This window comes from Pseudomonas sp. PME37.24/006, assembly GCF_055556635.1.
Window position 1 is genome coordinate 1 of sequence record NZ_JBVHNL010000307.1, and the last position, 232, is coordinate 232.

1 pseudogene is annotated in these 232 nt (G+C 46.1%); it reads right to left on the reverse strand.

From position 1 onward, the window contains the following. Positions 1-2: 2 nt before the first annotated feature. Positions 3-232 (reverse strand): annotated as a pseudogene (locus ACZ3GY_RS24850) (F0F1 ATP synthase subunit alpha); the annotation flags it as partial.

Sequence of the window (232 nt, forward strand, 5' to 3'; positions counted from 1 at the left end):
GATTAATAAGCGCCGGATTTTTTAAAGTCGGCAACCGCAACAGCCAGTGCAGCTTCACCATCTTTATCCAGTGCCTTGGTTTCTTCAATCTTGGCCAATAATGCACCGTGACTGGTCTTCATATAATTGTGCAAACCGGCTTCAAACGACAGCACTTTTTTCACTTCGACATCATCCAGATAGCCCTTGTTCACGGCAAACAGCGTGACTGCCATGATAGAGATAGGCTGTG